The sequence below is a fragment of the Rhodococcus sp. MS13 genome, from assembly GCF_013277835.1.
GTDB classification, from domain to species: Bacteria; Actinomycetota; Actinomycetes; order Mycobacteriales; family Mycobacteriaceae; genus Rhodococcus_F; species Rhodococcus_F erythropolis.
The window spans coordinates 649,159-667,882 of record NZ_VBTL01000004.1 but is presented as its reverse complement, the minus strand read 5'-3'; the positions used below and the strand labels follow the sequence as shown (position 1 = coordinate 667,882).

At 61.7% G+C, this 18,724-nt stretch carries 17 protein-coding genes; 10 read left to right on the top strand and 7 right to left on the bottom strand.

Annotated elements, in window-relative coordinates:
- Positions 1-2: 2 nt before the first annotated feature.
- The gene (locus FEZ59_RS11600) at positions 3-962 is read right to left on the bottom strand and encodes an ABC transporter substrate-binding protein (RefSeq protein ID WP_020970983.1); all 960 of its coding nucleotides are present in this window, start codon (positions 960-962) and stop codon (positions 3-5) included.
- Positions 963-1,270: 308 nt separating this feature from the next.
- Here FEZ59_RS11600 and FEZ59_RS11595 point away from each other — a divergent pair, with 308 nt between their 5' ends.
- The 3 genes from FEZ59_RS11595 to FEZ59_RS11585 are packed head-to-tail and all read left to right on the top strand — an operon-like array spanning position 1,271 to position 3,620.
- Positions 1,271-1,687: a GntR family transcriptional regulator gene (locus FEZ59_RS11595; RefSeq protein WP_021345721.1), complete on the top strand. Its 417-nt coding sequence runs from the start codon at positions 1,271-1,273 to the stop codon at positions 1,685-1,687.
- Positions 1,684-2,553, top strand: coding sequence for an ABC transporter ATP-binding protein (locus tag FEZ59_RS11590; protein ID WP_134998905.1), 870 nt, complete (start codon positions 1,684-1,686; stop codon positions 2,551-2,553). Before FEZ59_RS11595 ends, FEZ59_RS11590 begins: the two co-directional genes overlap by 4 nt.
- Positions 2,550-3,620: a hypothetical protein gene (locus tag FEZ59_RS11585; RefSeq protein ID WP_037249688.1), complete on the top strand. Its 1,071-nt coding sequence runs from the start codon at positions 2,550-2,552 to the stop codon at positions 3,618-3,620. The genes FEZ59_RS11590 and FEZ59_RS11585 overlap by 4 nt, the downstream gene beginning before the upstream one ends.
- A 1-nt stretch (position 3,621) precedes the next feature.
- Here the strand turns inward: FEZ59_RS11585 and FEZ59_RS11580 are convergent, their stop codons facing one another.
- On the bottom strand, positions 3,622-4,263 hold the full coding sequence (locus tag FEZ59_RS11580; RefSeq protein WP_134998904.1) for a DUF4232 domain-containing protein: 642 nt from the start codon (positions 4,261-4,263) through the stop codon (positions 3,622-3,624).
- Between the two features lie 191 nt (positions 4,264-4,454).
- Here FEZ59_RS11580 and FEZ59_RS11575 point away from each other — a divergent pair, with 191 nt between their 5' ends.
- Positions 4,455-5,300, top strand: coding sequence for an alpha/beta hydrolase (locus FEZ59_RS11575; RefSeq protein ID WP_021345716.1), 846 nt, complete (start codon positions 4,455-4,457; stop codon positions 5,298-5,300).
- A 24-nt stretch (positions 5,301-5,324) separates the two neighbouring features.
- The gene (locus tag FEZ59_RS11570) at positions 5,325-6,398 is read left to right on the top strand and encodes a VIT1/CCC1 family protein (RefSeq protein ID WP_021345715.1); all 1,074 of its coding nucleotides are present in this window, start codon (positions 5,325-5,327) and stop codon (positions 6,396-6,398) included.
- 8 nt (positions 6,399-6,406) lie between these two features.
- Here the strand turns inward: FEZ59_RS11570 and FEZ59_RS11565 are convergent, their stop codons facing one another.
- Positions 6,407-8,239, bottom strand: a complete 1,833-nt coding sequence (locus tag FEZ59_RS11565) for an APC family permease (protein ID WP_134999003.1) — start codon at positions 8,237-8,239, stop codon at positions 6,407-6,409.
- Positions 8,240-8,333: 94 nt separating this feature from the next.
- A complete protein-coding gene (locus tag FEZ59_RS11560; protein WP_021345713.1) occupies positions 8,334-9,545 on the bottom strand; it encodes a DUF2254 family protein in 1,212 nt (403 codons plus the stop codon).
- Between the two features lie 117 nt (positions 9,546-9,662).
- On the opposite strand from FEZ59_RS11560, the gene FEZ59_RS11555 reads away from it, so the two are divergent.
- The gene (locus tag FEZ59_RS11555; RefSeq protein WP_134998902.1) at positions 9,663-12,029 is read left to right on the top strand and encodes an arylsulfatase; all 2,367 of its coding nucleotides are present in this window, start codon (positions 9,663-9,665) and stop codon (positions 12,027-12,029) included.
- 47 nt (positions 12,030-12,076) lie between these two features.
- Positions 12,077-12,214 (top strand): hypothetical protein, encoded by a 138-nt coding sequence (locus FEZ59_RS11550; RefSeq protein WP_153211511.1) that lies wholly within the window; start codon positions 12,077-12,079, stop codon positions 12,212-12,214.
- An 8-nt stretch (positions 12,215-12,222) separates the two neighbouring features.
- On the opposite strand, the gene FEZ59_RS11545 is transcribed toward FEZ59_RS11550, so the two are convergent.
- From FEZ59_RS11545 to FEZ59_RS11535, 3 genes are all read right to left on the bottom strand, one after another.
- Positions 12,223-13,878 (bottom strand): FAD-binding dehydrogenase, encoded by a 1,656-nt coding sequence (locus tag FEZ59_RS11545; RefSeq protein WP_019745556.1) that lies wholly within the window; start codon positions 13,876-13,878, stop codon positions 12,223-12,225.
- Complete coding sequence (locus FEZ59_RS11540) at positions 13,875-14,540, bottom strand: TetR/AcrR family transcriptional regulator (RefSeq protein ID WP_029537099.1); 666 nt, start codon at positions 14,538-14,540, stop codon at positions 13,875-13,877. Before FEZ59_RS11540 ends, FEZ59_RS11545 begins: the two co-directional genes overlap by 4 nt.
- A gap of 141 nt (positions 14,541-14,681) precedes the next feature.
- Positions 14,682-15,941 (bottom strand): MFS transporter, encoded by a 1,260-nt coding sequence (locus FEZ59_RS11535; protein ID WP_021345709.1) that lies wholly within the window; start codon positions 15,939-15,941, stop codon positions 14,682-14,684.
- 212 nt (positions 15,942-16,153) lie between these two features.
- Between FEZ59_RS11535 and FEZ59_RS11530 the strand changes: the two genes are divergently transcribed.
- From FEZ59_RS11530 to FEZ59_RS11520, 3 genes are all read left to right on the top strand, one after another.
- Entirely contained in the window at positions 16,154-17,317 is a 1,164-nt protein-coding gene (locus FEZ59_RS11530) for an LLM class flavin-dependent oxidoreductase (RefSeq protein WP_019745553.1), read from the top strand.
- A 150-nt stretch (positions 17,318-17,467) separates the two neighbouring features.
- The gene (locus FEZ59_RS11525; protein ID WP_037133520.1) at positions 17,468-18,004 is read left to right on the top strand and encodes a hypothetical protein; all 537 of its coding nucleotides are present in this window, start codon (positions 17,468-17,470) and stop codon (positions 18,002-18,004) included.
- An 87-nt stretch (positions 18,005-18,091) separates the two neighbouring features.
- Complete coding sequence (locus tag FEZ59_RS11520; RefSeq protein WP_113682634.1) at positions 18,092-18,724, top strand: hypothetical protein; 633 nt, start codon at positions 18,092-18,094, stop codon at positions 18,722-18,724.

The window sequence follows — 18,724 nt, the reverse complement described above, 5'->3', positions numbered from 1 at the left end:
GCTCAGGCCGCGGGAACTTGGGCAACGATGGCCGCGACGGCCTTCACCTGATCGGCGACACGAGGTCCCCAGCGGCTGGAAAGGTCTTCGTCGAGCACATGGATCTGGTTGCCGGTAACCGCTTTCATGCCGCTCCACCCGGGCCGGGCGGCGACGGATTCTGCTGTCACTCCACAGCATTGGGAGTCTGCGAGAAAGATGAGATCGGGATTGGCCTGCACCACGAATTCGGCGGACAGCTGCGGATAGTCGCCCTGCCCCGCGGCGTCGGCGATGCTCTTCATTCCGAACAGCGAGTAGATCTGCCCGACGAAGCTCGAGCTCGTGACGGTGTAGAGCGAGGAGTCGAGTTCGTGGAAGTACGTCAGCGGCTGTTGGCGCGCAGGAACACTGGCGACAGCGGCGTCGATGTCCGAGCGCATGGTGTCGACAACTTCGGTGCCCTTGTCCTCGTGGCCGGTGGCCTTCGCGACGCGCTCGATCTGGGCGTAGACGTCGTCGATGCTTGTGGCTGCCGGTAGCAGGAGTGTCGGCACCTTCGCCTTTTGCAGCCCGGAGACAAGATCGTTCATGTCATCCGATGCGATCACCAGATCCGGTGCGTAGCCGAGGATGGCTTCGACGTTCGGTTGAAAGCCCGAGAGATCGGTGACCGGGATACCGGCCGGGTAGTCGGACTGATTGTCGACGGCCTTCACCTGGTCGCCCGCGCCGACGGCCCACAGGGTCTCGGTGGCGCTGGGACTGAGTGACACGATCGACTGCGGACGTGACTCGATGGTGATGTCCGTGCCGGAATCCGTGGGACCGGAAACAACAGTCACCGGGAACGAGCCGTCCGAGGCGGCTGTGGTTGCGGGTGCATCGGACGTCGAGCTACTGCAGGCACCGGCAAGCAGTGCGGTGCTCACCGTCAGTGCTGCAAGTACAGATCTGAATCTACGTGTCGGCCGAGTACTCACAGCCACCCCTCCACTAGTGGTGAAGGGTCGCGAGCAGCGCGGCCACGAGGCGAAGCGCCACGAGCGGTCCTTCGTCCGAGAACCATCGTGTCGCCACGAGGCCGGTGACCTGACTCGTTCGCCTCGAGTAGTGACGGGCGAATTCACAGTTGCGTCGACAGTGCCGGGGTTTCACCGAACTTCACACGAGCAGCGTGGCACCCCGGTGAACCGGGGCATCTGCACTTTACAGGGGTCGTCTGGCTTGACCCGGGAGGTCAAGGCAGGGTAAATATCTATTCCACTAATGAACTAGTGAAAGGGTTCGGATGATCGACTTCCGTATCGACCGCCGATCCGGCATTCCCACTTACGTGCAATTGGTCCTTCAGGTGAAGCAGGCGCTCAGGCTCGGTGATCTCCAAGTCGGGGATCGGCTGCCCACAGCCAAGGACGTCGTGGGAGCGCTCGCGATCAACCCGAACACAGTCCTGAAGGCCTACAAGGAACTCGAGCGCGACGGACTTGTTGCCCCGAGGCCCGGATTGGGCACGTTCGTCGTGAAGTCCCTGGCCAAGCCCGGTATGGCGGAAAGCTCTGCGCTACGTCGTGAGTTGGCGCGTTGGGTTGCAGATGCCGTGGCCGCCGGACTCGAGCGCACGGACATCGAAGCATTGGTGAGTTTGGAGCTCGAGAAGACGTTCATCGAATCGGATCCGTCCGGAAAGCAGGGGGAGGCATCATGACTGCGCAAGAATCGGCACTGACGATGCAGGACGTGGACAAGCGCTTCGGCAAGAAGAAGGTGCTCGACGCCTGCACATTCGAGGTCGCGACAGGAAGCATCACTGCCCTGGTCGGGGTGAACGGAGCGGGCAAGTCCACACTGATGTCCTTGGCTGTCGGGTTGACGATGCCTGACCACGGTTCGATCTCCGTCCTGGGCAGCACGCCGGATCAGGACGGCATCTGCCCAGGCCTGTCGTACCTCGCTCAGCACAAGCCGCTGTATCCCAAATTCACTGTTGCAGAACTTCTTCGATTCGGTGCGTATACCAACGACAAGTGGGATGCGAAGTACGCTCTGGATCTGGTGGAGCGCGCTGGGATTGCTCTCGATGCAAAGGCGAAGACTCTGTCACCAGGTCAACGAACCAGGGTTGCACTGGCTTTGGCGCTCGGACGCAGACCGCAGCTGCTTCTACTCGACGAGCCTCTGGCAGATCTCGATCCGGTTGCACGGCGGTCTGTGGCGACCACTCTGCTCGAAGACGTTGCCGAGTACGGCACCACGGTTCTGTTGTCTTCACACATCGTTTCCGAATTGGCAGACATCTCGGATCGACTTCTTCTGCTGGGCGGCGGAAACGCGAGATTGTCTGGTCCGTTGGATGAATTGATCGCTGCCCATTACGTATTGATCGGGGACGGCGATCCTTCGGACGTGGTCGGCGCCGGTGCGGTCATTCATACCGACAAGGGGATGCGGTCGAATTCTCATGTGGTGGAGGGAGTCCGTCCGAGCCCTCGGGCCGGCTGGGTGATCGACGACGCAACTCTCGATGACGTGGTGCTCGGGCACCTGAGCGCAGAAACGATGGTGGCGGCATGATCTGGGTTACGTGGCGGCACCACCGGATATCGCTCGTTGTGTCGTTGGGATTCCTCGCGGCATTAGCAGTCATTGTCTTGTCGAGTGGTGCGATCATCAAGAGCGGCGGACAAGCCCAACTCTTCGGATCGCCTCTCAGTTGCTTCGATGACATCACCGCTATCTGCACGGCAGAGACTGCTCTCACCCTGACGACAGTGGTTGCGACGGCTCTGCCGGTGTTCCTCGGCGTGTTGATCGGTGTCACCGTGTTTTCGCGGGATATCGAACAGGGAACGCACGTATTGGGGCTTACTCAATCGGTCAGTCGGACTCGTTGGTTCTGGACCCGGGTGTTGATCGTCTTCCTGCCGATTTCTGTGGCTTCGGCATTGCTCGGATTTGCACTGCAATGGGCTCGATCTCTCCCGGACAACTCCCGGTATGCATTTGTTGCCGGGCGTTCGACTTTCGTCGAGATATCGAACCTGTCGTATCCGCTCTTTCAATCCAGCGGACTGGTCTTGGGTGCATACACATTCATGGCACTCATGCTCGGAGCAGCACTGGCTTTGTTGGTGCGTAGTTCGATCGGCGCAATGGCGATCACGATGGTCGGTGTTGTTGCGATCCTGGCAGCATTTCAGTTGGTTGCACGACCCGATTACGCCGAGCCGAGTGTCCGAACGTCACCCGTCGCCGGATTCAATTCCTACTATTCGAGCGATACCAGTATCCCCGCGGTCAATTGGGAACTCGCGCAGGGATATGTCGACCTCCGAGGTAACTGGGTCGACATCAAATACGACGAGTGCACGTGGGGTGGATCAGGCGGCGAGAACCCGTACGACCAGCGCCCGGAGGAGACCGGCGCCGAGTACAGCCTCCGCATGGATGTGCTCTCAGCGCAGCAGAACAGAGAGATGGAGATCTGTTTGCGGGAACACGGCGTCGACCACTACGAAGTTCGCTACCACTCAGCTGATCGGTTCTGGCGTTTCCAGTTCACGGAAGCTGCACTCGTCCTGATCCTTTCGGGCTTGTTCCTCCTGCCGGCGCTCTGGGGCCTACGACGCCTCAAGCCGTGACTCAGCGGGCGACCGGCGCGACCGTCAGCTGGTTGATGTTCGCGCCGGTCATCGAGCAACCCTTTGTGGGATAGGCAAGGAAGACCGAGTCGTAGCTGTTGGGCGGGTAAACCCTCAGTCCCGCAACGTCGGTCACGCCGCACTGATCTGCCGGGTAGTTCTCGACGTTCGTGGCGCGCACCAAAGACGTTGCGGCAGAGCCAGGGGCAAGGGAGACGAGTGAACCGGATCCGGAGCGGCCGGCTGCAGCACCCACTTCGCTTCCGGACGCTCCCGTGACATAGGAGACGCCGGGGAAACCGTCGAGCGTGCACGTGCGGCCGCCCGTGTTGGTGAAGACCACCGGAAGCTCCACAGAACCGGCGGCGCCACTCGACTCGCCTAGGGTGACGTTCAGTTCCCCGATCGCGCAGCCTTCGGGATTGGGTGCCGTCGAGGTTGTGGTTTGGGTGTGATCGGTATGGGTCGTCGAAGGTGCGGCAGTACCGGTCTGGGTCGTCGGCGCAGAGGCGCTCGTGGTTGAGGCGGGTGCCGGTGAACTCTCGGCCGTTCCCGTTTCATCCGAGCCGCAACCGCTGAGAAGGGCGAGAGCAGCAAGTGGAGCCGCCAACAAGCCGACGTTGCGCATGCGGTTGGGATTCATCGCTCTGTACTCCTCAAGTTGGTCGACAACTGGCTCCGGAACATCCGTGTCCGGTATATCCGAATCCGAGCCCGGATGTGCAGAAACGAATCAGGCTCGCCGGTGATCAGGACCTACTTCCCGGATGGATTGCCGCTGCGGATCTAGCATGAGAAATGACCTGTCCGGATCGCGACCACCGGGAGTAGCGCATGTTCACCTTCACCAGCGACGACGGAGTGGTCATTCATGTCCACGAATGGCCCACCGAGCAGGAACCTCGAGGGGTTGTTCAACTCGCGCACGGTATGGGTGAGCACGCAAAACGCTACGCACACGTCGCCGAAGCCCTGAATGCTCGCGGTTTCCACGTCTACGCGGCGGACCACCGCGGCCACGGTGAGAGCATGCACGCCGGCCCAGGCAACATCGGCGACGACGGCTGGAACCGCTTGGTGGCAGACATGGTGACCCTCACGGGCATCATCCGCGACAAACACCCCGGCCTGCCCGTCGTACTGCTCAGCCACAGCCTCGGTTCGTTCGCTTCGCAGCAGTACATCCTCGATCATTCGCACCTGATCGACGCCGTCGCACTGTCGGGGACCACCGCGGTCGATCAACTGATCGAGAGCCTCGTCAACGACGGCCCGGACGTCCTCGCCCAGTTCAACGCCGAATTCGAACCGGCCCGTACTCCGCACGACTGGCTCAGCCGTGACGAAGCGCAGGTGGATTTGTATATCAACGATCCGCTGTGCGGTTTCAGCCTGGACGACGCCGGCATGGGCGGACTTATCGCAGCGGGACCGAGGTTCGTCGAGGTCGAGGGTGTGCGGCAAGACCTTCCGATCCTGGTCTTCGTCGGCACCTCGGACCCTCTCAACGCCGCGCTGAGCCGTACCGACGTCGCAGTCGAACGGTACAACTCGGCGGGGATCGAAGACGTCACCTATTACACGTATCCGGGCGCCAGGCACGAGATCTTCAACGAGACCAACCGCGACGACGTCATCAATGATCTGACGACGTGGATGGACCGCGTACTCGAAGCGTGACCGCCTCACCGGAAGGGGAACACGATGTCCACAGTTCCGGCCGCACGACCCGATCCAGACCCGCGAGATGTCAAGCGCTGGAGACGATACCTCGCCGACGAACAAGCCGAGGCCGCCGTCTACCGCGACCTCGCGAGTAGGCGCAGCGGCGAGGAGCGCGAAATCCTTCTCGCCCTGGCCGACGCGGAGGGCCGACACGAGGCGCACTGGCGAGCGCTTCTCGGCGATCACGTCGGCAAACCACTACGCGGCGATATCCGCACTCGGATACTGGGCTTTCTGGCCAGGCGTTTCGGTTCCGTGTTCGTGCTCGCTCTTGCCCAGCGCGCGGAGACGCGGTCCCCGTATCCGAACGACGCCGACGCGACCGCATCGATGGGCGCGGACGAGAAGATCCACGAAGAAGTGGTGCGGGCCTTGGCCACTCGGGGTCGGAACAGACTTTCGGGGACGTTTCGTGCCGCCGTCTTCGGAGCCAATGACGGCCTGGTCAGCAACCTCGCTCTCGTGCTCGGCATCAGCGGTAGCGGCGTCTCCAACCAGATCGTTCTGATCACCGGCATGGCCGGGCTTCTGGCCGGCGCCCTGTCGATGGGAGCCGGCGAGTACGTTTCCGTCCGCTCGCAGCGAGAGTTGTTGGAAGCGTCCAATCCTGGTCCCGCGGCCAGCGAAGCCGTCGGACTGCTCGACGTCGATGCCAACGAATTGTCCCTGGTCTACCGGGCCCGCGGCATGTCCGCCGAGGAAGCGGACCAGCGCGCCGCCGAGGTCCTCGTGAACAGCACCTTCGGCGCCGCTGACGTTGTCGACGACCATGAAGCCGTCGGAACCGGGTTGGGCGCAGCGGCGGCAAGTTTTTGCTTCTTCGCCTCGGGCGCCATCATTCCGGTGCTGCCGTATCTGTTCGGCCTGGAAGGCATGACGGCTCTGATCGTCGCATCTGTTCTCGTGGGGATCGCGTTGCTGACGACGGGCGTTGTGGTCGGGTTGCTGTCGGGCGGGCCGCCGTTCAAGCGGGCGCTACGCCAACTTGCGATCGGCTACGGCGCTGCCGGCGCAACGTATCTACTCGGCATGTTGTTCGGGACCTCGCTCTGAGCGTCGGCTCATGCGCGCAGGGCTGGATCGCGGTGAGCGGGATCGATCCGGACCGGAATTTGGCACACCACGGCCTCGGTGTGTTTGCGCAGTGCATGAGCGATCTCATCGGTCCGTTGGCTCGGGAGGAATCGGTGCCATCTGGTCGCCGGGTCGATGGTGGCGACGACAACAAAGGTTTCTCGGTGGGGGAAGTGTGTGCGGATGTATCGAGCGAGGGTATTCCCCACGGAATTCTCGGTGTCCTCGATGACGATCAAACGCGAATTCGGGTGTCGGGCTTGCCATCGGCGGGTGAAGTCCGTCGTCGATTCGTGGGCAAGGCAGACTCGAATTGCGATGGGCTGCGACGACATTGCCGTTGCCGCGGCCATCGCGCGGGTGGAGAGCGACGTAATTTCGGACACGGGTACTAGGACCGCTGGTTTGTATCCGATAGACAGAGAATCGTTCTCACCCTGAACGGTTAACCGCGTACCGATATGTGTGTACGCACCGCGGATGCGTTCCATGCCGAGGACGAGCGCAGGGAGCGCGAGAGCGATCAGCCAGGCGCCCTCGGTGAACTTCATGGCGGTAGTCACCACTGCTGCGATCGAAGTCAACGCAGCCCCGAAACCGTTGAGCGCCAATCGCCACTTCCAGCCCGGTGTCCGTTCAGTGAGCCAGTGGCGCACCATGCCGAACTGCGCGAGCGTGAATCCGATGAACACACCGATGGCGAACAGCGGCACCAAGGTGTTCATGTTTCCGCCGGATCCGATGAGCAGGAGAGCACCGACGCCACCGAGCGACAAAACGCCGTACGTGAAGACGTCGCGCGTCGACTTCCGGCTGAAGCGGTGCGGGAGCACGTTGTCGTCGGCGAGGATCCGCATCAGGTTGGGAAGTCCGCCGTACGAGGTGTTCGCGGCCAACGCCAACAGAATCACGGTGGAGAATTGGACGACGTAGTAGCCCACACCATTTCCGAGGGCAGCGGAAGTGAGTTGCGACAGGACCGTTGTTCCAGGGACCGGGGCCAGTGAGAACTTCTCGATCAACACGGCAAGGCCGATCAGCATGGTGCCCAACAGGATTCCCAGAGCTACTTCGGCACGCTGAGCGCTACGCACGCGAGGCTTCTTGAAACTGGGTACCGCGTTGGCGATGGCTTCGACACCGGTCAATGCGGCGCAACCACTCGAAAAGGCCTTGAGCAGAAGGAGAATGCCGATCGTGTGTGCGTTGTCGGCGAGGAAGGGAGCCGTGGCGGCGGCAGGGTTTTCCCGAAGTAGTCCGGCACCGATCACCGTGAAGATGCTGACGACAAAAACCACGGTGGGCAACATGAATACCCGCGCGGAATCTGCGATGCCCCGCAGATTCAGTGCAGTGATGCCGCCGAGTATCGCCAGTGCGATCCAGACCGTGTAGGGAAGAAGCGCAGGGAAGGCGGAGGTCAGAGCCGCGACACCGGCTGCGATCGACACCGCGACGTTGAGGGTGTAGTCGACGATCAACGATGCGGCGGCAGTCAGGCTTGCGCGAGGACTCAGATGCTTCTTCGCGACGGCATATGCGCCACCGCCTTCGGGAAATGCGGCGATCACCTGGCGATACGACGCCACCAGGACCACAAGCAGCACGGCGATGGCGATCGTCACCGGCACGGTGAAGCCGATCCCCGCGCCGCCGGCGAGGGCCAACACCAACACGATGGCCTCTGGACCGTACGACACCGAGGCCATCGCGTCGAGCGACAGACCCGCCAGTCCGGTTGCGACGGAGAGCTTTTGCTTCTCAGGTTCGCCGCCGGCGCGGGTGGTCGACGATATGACTCCACGGTGTCCGAGTATCACTGCATGTCTCACCGAGTCAGTATCGTCATTTCCCGTAGCTCTGAGACTGATCTTGACGATGCCTTGACGCGATCACCAACAAATCTGTACGGGTTCACAACGGCGGTTCGAGTCGCGGGAAGCCTTGTGACAGCTGATCAATCCAGCGGGCGCGCATGGCGAGAATATCGCGGTTCCGAGACTCCGATTGGGCGGCGACGTGCGAAAGTAGGTCGCGAAGTCGGCCCAGAACGAGTGGTGAGTTCGATGCCGAGGCTATGACGTCGTCCAGTCCGGTTCTGACGAAGCTCGTGAAGTCGGGCAGCGGAATCACCACACGCAGATCACCACGCTCGTCGACGGCCCGGATCGAATCTGCGCGCACGGAGGCCACCAGAGAGAGGAGGTCCTCGATCTCGTCCAGAGCCTGCACGGCCGTCGCAGGATCGTTGATAGCGGGTGAGAGCGCTCTGAGCGCGATGTCAGCCAACAACCGAATCGCGAGTAGGGGGTCCTGGGTGAAGGTCCGCTCACTCCCACTGACCAAGGCGTCAAGGATCGTGTTGGCGGGCATGGGTCCGCCGTAGACGTCGGCGAGCGGCAATCCGTCTCGCAGCGTGCTACCCGGCGACACTCGGAGGACCACCATGGATCGGCAGTTCCGAGCGCTCTGCAGGAGATCTTCGACGAGGATCTGTTGCAGAACGGCTGGCGGTCGATGCCACTCGATAGTCGTGATCACCGGAAGTGTTGGTAGAGGAGGCAACTCCACATCGGTGGCGGGGTACACGGCGGCGAAGACTGCTCGGCCACGACTCGAGATCGAGGTCAGTACAGGAGCCAACTGGATGGCCGAGAATGCGCGCAGCTGGAGCAGCCTGATCAGCGTCAGCGTGGCCAAGAGTGCCAGCACTGCGAGACTTGGCACGACCACGGACACATCCGTTTCGTTGCTGATGGCGAGCGCTGCAGTGATGTCGAAAACCGACTGGCCTATGGCGAAGGCAAACGTTCGCCACACGATGGGGTCGTCGCGGAACAACAACAAGCGAGGAGTGAAGGTGGTCGCGGCCCACTGGACGACAAGGAACAGTAGCGAGAAGATCACTGCGACTACACCCAGTAACCCCAGCCCGAGTGCAACGAGCATCTCGCTGACCTGACGGGCGGGAATCATTGGGCCGCTACGTAAATATGGCATCGCCAGTCCGGCAGCCAGTCCTACGACGACGCACAGGATCTGGGTCAGGCCGGCACGCACACGGCGCCGGGGGACGAGGAAGGCATGCCCGATCGGGGTGGGAGCGAAACGTCCGGGCTGGTCCACACTTCAAGCCTCCACGCTGCGGCAATGGTGCGCCTTCACCCGAAACGGATGATGTCGACGTCGTCGTGATCCTGAAACGCTTGAAAGAGCCATGTGAGAGACAGAAGGCGAGACGTCATGACGGATCCGACAGGCCAGAGCCGCGCTGTACTACCGATTCCGGATCGACAACATCTTGGTCTGGTGACGTACGACGCGAAGGATCCGGACACGGAGTTTCCGCCGATCACTCCGCTACTGCCGCCGGCCGGGGCACCCAATGTTCTGGTGGTCCTGTTGGACGACGTGGGATATGGCGCGAGCAGTGCCTTCGGCGGACCAGCGGACACACCGACTGCTGAGCGATTGCAAAGTAATGGGCTCACGTACACGCGGTTTCACACGACTGCGCTGTGCGCACCGACCCGCGCCGCACTGCTGAGTGGGCGCAACCACCATTCGGTCGGAATGGGCTCGGTCACCGAAACCGCGACCTCGGCTCCTGGACTTTCCGGTCTGCGCCCGAATACCAAAGCCGCACTGCCGATGACGTTGAAACTGAACGGATACTCGACGGCGCAGTTCGGCAAGTGCCACGAGGTACCGCCGTGGCAGACATCCCCGGTGGGGCCGTTCACATCGTGGCCGACGGGAGAAGGCGGATTCGAGCACTTCTACGGATTCATCGGCGGGGAGAACAACCAGTACTACCCGGCGCTGTACGAGGGTGTCGCGCCCGTGGAGGCGGGCAAGACACCGGAGGAGGGTTACCACCTCACCGAGGACCTGGCCGATCACGCCATCGACTGGGTTCGGATGCAGAAGTCATTGGCTCCGGACAAGCCGTTCTTCGTCTACTTTGCACCCGGCGCCACACATGCACCGCACCATGTTCCGAAGGAGTGGGCAGATAAGTACGAGGGCCGGTTCGCAGGAGGTTGGGACGCGCAACGCGAATCGATTCTCGAGCAGCAGAAGCAGCGGGGAGTCGTCCCCGCGGATGCGGTCCTCACCCCGCGCCCCGAGGCCATTCCGGCGTGGGAGGACATGAGTGAGGAGATGAAGCCTGTCCTCGAACGCCAAATGGAAGTCTATGCAGGGTTTCTCGAACACACCGATTTCCATGTCGGCCGGCTTGTCGATGCGATCGAGGAACTCGGAGCTCTCGACAACACCCTCGTGTACTACATCATCGGCGACAACGGAGCGTCCGCAGAGGGGACGATCAACGGAGCCTTCAACGAGATGGCCAACTTCAACGGACTCGCCGCCATCGAAACACCCGAGTTCATGGCGGAAGTGAAAGACAAGTTCGGTACCAAGGACGCGTACAACCACTACTCCGTGGGGTGGGCATGGGCAATGTGCACGCCGTACCAGTGGACGAAACAGGTTGCCTCGCATTGGGGTGGCACTCGCAACGGAACGATCGTGCACTGGCCGGCGGGGATTCGGACCAAGGGTGAGACGCGGTCGCAATTCACCCACGTCATCGACGTCGCACCAACGATCCTCGAGGTCGCGAAACTGCCGGAACCGACCTTCGTCAACGGCGTCCAACAATCACCGATCGAGGGGACCAGCATGGTCTACACCTTCGACGACGCCGAAGCCGCCGAACGTCACGATCTGCAGTACTTCGAGATGGCCGGCAATCGCGGTATCTATTACAACGGTTGGAGTGCGGTCACCAGACACAGCACTCCGTGGCTGTTCGCGGAGGCACTCCCCGCTCTCGACGACGACGTGTGGGAGCTCTACGACGGGTCGCAGGATTGGACGCAGTCCAAAGATTTGGCGGCCGAGTTGCCGGAGAAACTCGCTGCACTGCAACGGTTGTGGTTGATCGAAGCGGTCAAGTACAATGTTCTTCCGATCGACGACCGAAGATTCGAGAGGTTCAACCCTCACATCGCGGGGCGTCCCCAGTTGGTGTCCGGGAATCGACAGGTTCTGTTTCCCGGAATGAAACGGCTGAGCGAGCACAGCGTGCTGAGTATCAAGAACCGATCGTTCAGTGTCACAGCAGCAGTCGACATCGCGGATGGCATTACTGCCAACGGTGTGATGATCGCGCAGGGAGGCAGGTTCGGCGGCTGGGCACTTTACGCGCGGGAAGGTCGCGCCAAATTCGTCTACAACCTGCTCGGCATGACCGAGTTCGTCGTCGGGTCCGAGGTTGACATTCCGGCAGGATCACATCAGATCAGAGTTGAGTTCGCCTACGACGGCGGTGGTCTCGCGAGGGGCGGCGGTGTCACGATCTATCATGACGGTCGCGAGGTGGGCTCGGGTCGCGTCGAGCAGACCCAACCGATGGTCTTCTCCGCGGACGAGACCACCGACATCGGTGACGATTACGGCATGCCTGTCAGTGTCGACTACAGTGGCGCAACCACATTCAACGGCCGTATCGAGGTAGTGCAGATCGACGTCGGCGACGATGACCATACCCACCTGATCGACCCGGAGGAGGTGGCGCGAGTGGCGTTGTCCAGACAGTGATTCCCCTGACAAGAGCAGCAGTCACAATCTCCTGAGGGAGGGTCGCAATGCCGACCGTCATCCGTACTGTTCACGATCTGGTCCGCCACGCGCGCGGGCCGACGCACCATCACCACCATCAATCCGTGCACGAGGCACGGCGAATGCGCGCCCACCACATACTGGTCACGCATTCGCTCGCCTGATTTCGGGGCTACAGGTCGCGCGCCAGTGCTCGTCCGGCTGCGCGGCCCGAGAAGATGCAGCCACCGAGGAAGGTCCCTTCGAGCGCGCTGTAACCGTGGACTCCGCCGCCGCCGAAGCCCGCGACCTCACCGGCTGCGTACAGGCCGTCGAAGACACTGCCGTCGGCCTTGATGACCTGTGAATCCAGGTTGGTTTCCAAGCCGCCGAGGGTCTTGCGGGTGAGCAGGTGCAACCGGACCGCGATCAGTGGGCCGTTCTTGGGGTCCAGGATCTTGTGCGGTGCAACGACGCGCACGATCTTGTCTGCCAACAGATTACGGGCACCGTGGATGGCGGTGACCTGGAAGTCCTTGCTGTACTTGTTGTCGACTTCGCGGTCGCGGGCGATCATCTCGCGCTCGATGTCCTCGTAGTCGAGGAGCGGTTCGTCGGTGAGGGCGTTCATGCCGTCGACCAGATCACGAAGGTTGTTGCGCACCACGAAGTCTGCGCCCTTCTGCTTGAACGCCTCGACCGGTCCCGGCGCGCCCTTCTTGATTCGTTCGAGGAGGAGCTTGAAGTCGCGGTTGGTGAAGTCCGGGTTCTGTTCCGATCCCGAGAGTGCGAACTCCTTCTCGATGATCTTCTGATCGAGGATGAACCACGTGTACTCGTGGCCGCTGTCGAGGATGTACTTGAAGGTTCCCATCGTGTCGAAGCCGGGGAAGTTGGGGACCGGCAGACGCTTGCCGGTGGCGTCGAACCACATCGAGGACGGTCCGGGGATGATTCGGATTCCGTGGTTGGGCCAGATGGGATTCCAGTTCTGGATGCCTTCGGTGTAGTGCCACATGCGGTCGCGGTTCACGATGTTCCCGCCCGCGGATTCGGTGATTTCGAGCATGCGTCCGTCGACGTGTGCAGGTACTCCCGTCAGCATGTGCTTCGGTGCCTTGCCGAGTCGCTCGGGCCAGTTCTTCTTCACCAGTTCGTAGTTGCCGCCGATTCCACCGGAGGTGACCACGACGGCCTGCGCAGCGAACTCGAATTCGCCGATGGGGGTGCGCGAGCTCTTCACGCCGCGTAGATCACTGGAAGGTTCGAGGACGGTTCCGCGTACACCAGTGACCGCACCATCGGTGACGACGAGTTGATCGACTTGGTGGCGGTGCTTGAACGTGACCAGTCCGCGCTTCTGGGCGGCGATCACCTTGGTCAGGAAGACATCGACCACGCCGGGGCCGGTTCCCCAGGTGAGGTGGAATCGCGGTACCGAATTGCCGTGTCCAAGAGCCATTCCGCGGCCGCGTTCGGCCCAACCGACATTCGGCATCAGGCGAAGCCCCAGGTCGTGCAGGTACTGACGCTTGTCGCCGGCCGCGAACTCGACGTACGCCTTGGCCCACTGGCGAGGCCAGTGATCTTCGCGCTCACGGTCGAATCCGGCAGTGCCCATCCAGTCCTGCATTGCCAACTCGAGAGAGTCCTTGATGCCGAGTCGGCGTTGCTCGGGGCTGTTCACGAGGAAGAGTCCGCCGAGCGACCAGAATGCCTGCGCGCCGAGGTTGGCTGCGTTCTCCTGTTCCACGACAAGGACTTTGCGGCCGGCGCGTGTCAGTTCGTAGGTGGCGACCAGTCCCGCCAGCCCTGCCCCGACAACGATGACGTCAGCTTGTTCGCTCACGACAGCTCCTCTTCCGATTGGTTGTTCTGGATTATTTCGCTGTAGGACAGCAGGATTCGAGTGAAGATATCGCGGCGCAGTGCGAAGGCGGCGTTGGTGTCGGTGTCGACGAGACACTGCACGCTGGTGCCGTCGTGCACTGCGACCAATGCCCGTCCCAACGCAGTCGGGTCGCCGACGATTGTTCGCCCGACGTCGCTGAGTGCGGACTCCACAATAGGCAACAGGGTGCGAAGGATCGCGTCTTCACGGTCGGCAAGGGCTTTGCGAAGTGCCGGGTTGCGGAGCGCGTGGGCTGTGAATTCCGCGTTGATCCGGTACCACTGCGGGTCGACCGGAACCACCGCCACGATCCGGGCGACAGCGGCATGGATGTCGACGGTGTTACCGGCGGTTATCGACTCCGTCGCCAACCGCAGATCAGCGAGCATTGCTGCAGATCGTTGCTCCCACATCGCGAAGAACAGTTCGTCGAGTGAATCGAAGTTGGAGTAGAACGCGCCTCGGGAGTAACCGCCGCGTTCGCAGATCTGCTCGACCGTGGCGTGCCCGAACCCCGATTCAGAGAAGGCGTCCGCAGCCGCGTCGAGCAGGCGCTGCCTGGTTTGACCACGGCGTTTGGTGACACGCTTGGCCGGCGAGTTGTCCGTTCCAGTCGTCATCGGCGCCTCCGTCGGGGTGGAACCCAAACGATACACCGATGTATCCGATGCGAAGACGTATCTCGATTAGATCTTCTTGGCAGGTATTTCTATCTATATCTAGCAAATATGCAAGATAGGAAGATATTTGTATGACGACAGCTACAAGTGCAGATCACGCTTCCTGATCGCCGCAGTGGCGACGACGCTGATCGCCGAGGTGGCCACGAGATATCCACATGCCAGCCACGGTGAACCGCCACTGGCGCCGATCAGTGCCGTCAGAATCAGAGGTGTGACGCCGGAGGCGTAGATACCAGAGAACTGGTAGACGACCGACAACCCGGTGTACCGGATTTCTGTGGGGTAGAGGCTCGCATACAGGGTTCCCTGGGCGCCGTAGAACAAGGCATGAATCACTCCGAAGACCACGACCATCGCGACTCCGAAGAGCAGGAGATTCTCGGTACCGAACAGTGCGAAGGCGGGGAAGATCGCGAGGCCGTACGCGGCGATGCCCACGATGTAGACCCGTTGCGGGCCGAACCGATCAGTGAGTAATCCGGAAAACGGCAGCAAGATCGCCATCACTAATGCGGCCACGGTGACCACAAGAAGTACGGGAACCTTTTCGAAATGCAGAGTCTTGGTTGCATACGTGATTGCGAAGACGCCCCAGGTGTTGAACGCGGCGCCCTCGCCCCAGCGAGACAACATGCCCAGTACGGTGTTTCGCGCGGCTTTTCCTTGAAAGACTTCCCTGAGCGGGGCGGACGAGCGCTGTTCGAGGTCGCGAACGGCCTGAAAGGCGGGCGTCTCGTCCACCTTCAAGCGGACCACCAACCCCACGATCACGAGCACCAGGCTCAGGACGAAGGCGATGCGCCAGCCGAAACGGAGAAACTGGTCGTCGTCGAAGACTGTTTGAAGCAGCGCGAACATTCCTGTGCCCAATGCCAACCCGAGAGCCAATCCGATCTGCGGGATGCTGCCGAACAGTCCACGCTTCTTCTCCGGACTGTGTTCGACTGCCAAGAGAACAGCTCCGGCCCACTCGCCACCGAGAGCGAATCCCTGCAGGATACGAAGCAGCAGAAGCAGAATCGGTGCAACGACTCCGATCTGAGCGGCGGTCGGAAGAACGCCCATCAGCGCCGTCGCGATACCCATGATGAACATCGTGAGAGCGAGCGTCTTCTTGCGCCCGATGCGATCGCCGATGTGACCGAACACCACTCCACCGATGGGGCGAACGAGAAAGCCGACTGCGAAGGTCGCAAAAGAGAGCATGGTCCCGACGAACGAACTCTGGTTCGGGAAGAACAGTTGGTTGAAGACCAGACTCGCTGCCGTTGCGTAGAGGAAGAAGTCGTACCACTCGACCGTCGTGCCGAGCAGGCTCGCGGCGACGACGGTTCTCAATCTGGATCGCCGCTCGTCGTCGGTCTCGTTCGAGAACGGTGAATTGTGCTCGACTTCGGCACCCCGGGTCGCGGTGCAAATTCACGAAGGTATCGCCGGCGCCGAAAGTGGGCACCCCTAGCGATCAGGGTGATTTCAACCCTGTTCTTCGAGGTGGACTGTGGTTGTAATGACAGAAGAGTTCTGCCTGTACGTCGACGAAAGGAATCACCGTGTCACTGCGCTTCCACTGGTTCTTGCCTACTTACGGTGATTCCCGGAATCTGATGGCGGGTGGGCACGGCAGCTCGATGTCCGGTGATCGTCCGGCGACGCTGAAATACCTCAATCAGATCGGCGCGGCCGCCGAGACGAACGGCTTCGAAGCCGTCCTCACGCCCACCGGCGCGTGGTGCGAAGACGCATGGCTGACGACGGCGATGATGCTCGAGACCACCGAGACACTCAAGTTTCTGGTTGCTCTGCGCCCGGGATTGCTCAGCCCCACGCTTGCCGCTCAGATGGCCGCAACCTTCCAATGGCAGTCGGGCGGTCGTCTGCTGCTCAACGTCGTGACCGGCGGGGAGGACCACGAGCAGCGCACGTTCGGTGACTTCCTCGACAAGAACCAACGGTACGCACGATGCGGCGAGTTCCTCGACGTGATCCGCCAGTTGTGGTCCGGTAACGGTCCGGTTGATTTCTCCGGCGAGTACGTCAACGTGGAAAAAGCTACGCTGCAGCGTATTCCGGATCCGGTACCGCCCATCTTCTTCGGCGGATCCTCGCCGGCGGCCGGCACCGTCGCATCGCGCTACGCGGATACCTACCTCACCTGGGGTGAGACGCCGTCCGCTGTCGCCGCCAAGATCGCCTGGATCCGCGACCTCGCGGAAGTCCAAGGTCGTCACCTCGACTACGGAATCCGTTTGCACGTCATCAGCCGGGACACCTCGGAACAGGCATGGGCAGAAGCGGATCGGCTGCTCAGTGCGCTCGATCCGGCGACCGTCGAGCAGGCTCAGGCGAGTCTTGCGCGATCCGGCTCCGAAGGTCAGCGTCGGATGCTCGAATTGCACGGCGGTGGTTCGGCTTACAAGGAGGGCATCGGAGCGCGGTCGCTGGAGATTGCGCCGAACCTGTGGACCGGCGTCGGATTGGTGCGAGGGGGAGCAGGTACCGCATTGGTCGGTTCGCACCAAGAAGTGGCTGATCGGATTGCCGAGTACGCGGCGATCGGACTGGATCACTTCGTATTGTCGGGCTATCCGCATCTCGAAGAGGCGTATCAGTTCGGTGAGGGTGTGCGTCCGATCCTCGAAAAGCGTGGATTGGTAGCACCGCACGGTTCGGTCGGCGGACCGGTGCGAACGCCCTTCGTCTCCAGTGGGAACTGAGTCGAAAAGCTAGCTCTTCGAGAAGGGGACGTTTGTCCCGATCTTTCGGGCATGCCCTCCCGGCGGGGTAATTGGGCCATTTCGGGCGCTAGATCCGATCTAGGCTGCGCACTGTTGCCGAACTCAAGGCGCAGTACGAAAGGATCCTCGATGAAGCTGGGCACGAGTGGAGTACGTCGCGTAGTGGGAACCGTGGCAGTCGCCGCTGCAACTGCAGCAGGCGTCGCGATGGTCAATCCTGCGACTGCGTCGGCCGAGGTGGTCCCGCCGGTCGTCTCGTACAAGGTGACCGGAAACGATCTGGCGCTGACGATCACGAACAACAACACGGGAATTGCCCCGTTGTGCCAGGCGTTTGTCGTCAATGCCGCGGATTCTGCTGCTGTGCTTGATGATCCGCTGAAACTGCTTGATCCGAACCTTGTGGTGTACCCCAAGATCACCGATCCGGCCTCGCTGTTCGACGTGGGCAAGGGGCAGACGGTCACCGATACCGTGACCGATGTTCCGGACGGAACCTACGCCGTGCTCGGTGCCTGCTCCGATCTTCTCGATCTCGAGACGTTGGGTAAGCCCGTTACTGGCGTGCCGAGCCTCGTTGTCATCGGTGGACCGTTCAGCGGCATCAATACCGGAAGCCTGAGCGACCTGTTCGGTAGCGGCAGCCTCGAAGGACTTTTCGGGTAGCTCGCTGCCTGTCTCCCCAATTTTCCGACTGAGCGGTCTATTCTTCATGCATCTGGTGATCTGACCGACTTGCCTGGAGGTTCGGAAATGCGAAGTCGTGGATTCAAACGCGCTCTCGGAAGCGTTGTCGCGGCGTCGGCCGCCGTCGTGGGACTGGTTGTCATGACCCCGGCGACGGCGTCGGCAGCACCGGCGATTCTTCCGCCTCCGGTATCGGTGAGCGCAGCGGACAATGCGATCACCTTCACCATCACCAACCCGAACCCGCGGTTCAGCTTCATCAACTGCACGGTGGCGATCCTCAATGCCAGGGATGTCCCCGACGTGATTCGTGATCCGGCAAAGCTGCTCCAGCCTGGCGTGTTGGTGTACCCGACCGTCAGTAACATCCTCGATCTGTTTGCCGTTTCGCCTGGGCAGACGATCACGCGGACCGTCGGTAATCTGCCGGCCGGGGTTTACGCCGTTGCGGGAGCGTGCGTTCGACTACTCGATCCGACCAACCCCACTATCGCGATTCCGCAGGCAGTTGTGGTCGGCGGCTGGTTCGAGGGCGCGGGAACCGGAAGTCTCTCAGGATCTTTGGAGGATCTGGGATACAACACGGTTCAGGACTTGATCGACGCATGGAATCGGATCAGCTCGGGAAGCAGCGGCGGTAGCTTTCAGTTCGAGTACCAAGGTGGCTCGGATTTCGAGGTAGTGGGTCCCACGTCGTAG